Source organism: Galactobacter valiniphilus, assembly GCF_003575975.1.
Taxonomy (GTDB): domain Bacteria; phylum Actinomycetota; class Actinomycetes; order Actinomycetales; family Micrococcaceae; genus Galactobacter; species Galactobacter valiniphilus.
Window position 1 is genome coordinate 1 of record NZ_QQXK01000058.1, and the last position, 2,249, is coordinate 2,249.

Annotated in this window: 1 protein-coding gene and 1 pseudogene; one reads left to right on the forward strand and one right to left on the reverse strand. The window is 61.7% G+C overall.

Features of this window, described 5'->3' with window-relative positions; all coding sequences use genetic code 11:
• The first annotated feature begins 284 nt into the window (after positions 1-284).
• Positions 285-2,000: a D-lactate dehydrogenase gene (gene dld, locus DWB68_RS15625; RefSeq protein WP_119426035.1), complete on the forward strand. Its 1,716-nt coding sequence runs from the start codon at positions 285-287 to the stop codon at positions 1,998-2,000.
• 61 nt (positions 2,001-2,061) lie between these two features.
• On the opposite strand, the pseudogene DWB68_RS15630 reads toward dld, so the two are convergent.
• Positions 2,062-2,249, reverse strand: a pseudogene (locus tag DWB68_RS15630) (hypothetical protein); the annotation flags it as partial.

Genomic DNA, 2,249 nt, shown 5'->3' on the forward strand with positions numbered 1-2,249 from the left:
GGAATTCGAACTCATCATGAACCCACCAGCCGCCCAAGCGGCCTAACCCCAACTGTCTCAATCCGTGCAGCAGTCCCTACAATGAGGATGCGCGTATGCACATGCATACGCACACTCCTTGGACGACGTAGCGAGCTTCCGGGCAGACGGTCGCAGACGTCGTCCCCCTGGCTCGTTTCCCCGCCCATCAAAAAATGAACGACCGCGGACTAGCTCGGATCAAGGCGACATCCCCTCAGCATCATGACGCGCTTGTGATGCAACTGAATATAGGAAGCTTAGAGATGACGCAACCAGGACAGACCACCACGACTTCGCACGAAGCGATCGATGCGTTCAAGAGAATCGTCGGCGACGAACATGTACTGACCTCTGAGCGTGCCACGATGCCATTCAGCAAAGGCTATCGATTCGGCGGAGGACCAGTCTTCGCCGTGGTGCGCCCCGGCACGCTGGTCGAGATGTGGCGGGCGCTGCAGGTATCCGTCGACAACAACCTCATCGTCATCCCGCAGGCATCGAACACGGGCCTGACTGGTGGATCCGGCCCCGGCTTCCAAGACTACGATCGCCCCATTGTGATCATCTCGACTCACCGCATCGATGAGGTGCACCTCATCAACGACGCGCGCGAGGCGATCTCGCTCGCGGGCACCCCGCTGACACACCTGACCGACGCGCTCGCCAAGCACCAGCGCGAGCCGCACTCGGTGATCGGGTCGACATCAATCGGCGCCTCGGTCATCGGCGGCATCGCGAACAACTCGGGCGGCAGCCAGATTCGCAAGGGTCCGGCATTCACGCGCGAAGCGATCTTCGCCCGCGTCAACGACGACGGCAAGGTCGAGCTGGTCAATCACCTGGGCATCTCGCTCGGAGACGACCCTGAGGTCGCACTCGACCGTCTACAGCGCGGCGAGTGGTCTCCCGAGGATGTCACCCCAGCTCCCGAAGACTCGAACGAGACCGAGTACGCCGAGCACTTGCGCAAGATCGTGCCTTCGCCTGCTCGCTACAATGCGAAACCCGAGTACCTGTTCGAGGCATCCGGCTCGGCCGGCAAGCTGATGGTGTTCGCGGTGCGCACCCGCACCTTCCCTCGCGAAGTGCACCCGACCGTGTTTTACATCGGCACGAACAACACGCACGAGCTCGAAGAGATCCGTCGGTTGTTCCTCGAAGCCGACATGCCGCTGCCTATCTCTGGTGAGTACATGGGCCGCAGTGCCTTCGACTTGGCCGAGAAGTACGGCAAAGACACCTTCGTCTTCCTGAAGTTCATGAGTCCAGCGCTGCAGACGCGCATGTTCTCGTTCAAGACGTGGGCCAACGGCTTGTTCTCGAAGATTCCCGGCATTGGTCCGACCTTCGCCGACACGGTATCGCAAGCCATGTTCAGCGTGCTGCCCAACCAGCTGCCCAAGCGCATGATGGAGTACCGCAACCGTTTCGAGCATCACCTGCTGCTCACCGTCAGCGAGTCGCAGAAGGCCGCGAGCGAGAAGATGCTCAAGGAGTTCTTCGCAGAGCCCGAGCACACTGGTGAGTTCTTCATCTGCACGTCTGATGAAGAAAAGAGCGCGTCGCTCAACCGGTTCGGCGCGGCCAGTGCCGCCACTCGCTACGCCGCGTTGAAGCGCCGGCACATCGCAGGGCTCATCCCCATCGATGTGGCCCTGCGTCGCGACGATTGGAACTGGCTCGAGGTGCTGCCGGAGGAGATCGACGACCAGCTTGAGGTCAAGGCGTATTACGGGCACTTCTTCTGCCATGTGATGCACCAGGACTATGTCGCCAAGCAGGGCGTGGATCCCGAGGCGCTGCACGACCGCATCCAGCACCTGCTGGAGGAGCGCGGCGCGAAGCTGCCCGCCGAGCACAACTACGGTCGCATCTACAAGCTGCCGGAGTCCATGGAAGAGCACTTCAAGGAGCTCGATCCGACGAATACGTTCAACGCCGGTATCGGCGGCACGTCGCCGCACAAGGACTGGGCCTAAGTCCCCAAGGTAGCGCGACGCCGTGAGAGCCTGAGCGATGTCTTATCCATCTCGGGTGGACCTAGGCCGTGTTGCTAAAGGTGCTGGTGAGCCAGTGGAGTGTCGCGGCGAGGCAGAGGCCGGCGTGGTAGTTGCGGGCGGTCTTGTCTGAGCGCATCGCGATCCCGCGCCATTGCTTGAGCTTGTTGAAGCACCGCTCGACGACGTTGCGGCCGCGGTAGCGGACCCGCTGCTGGTCACCGAAGTCGA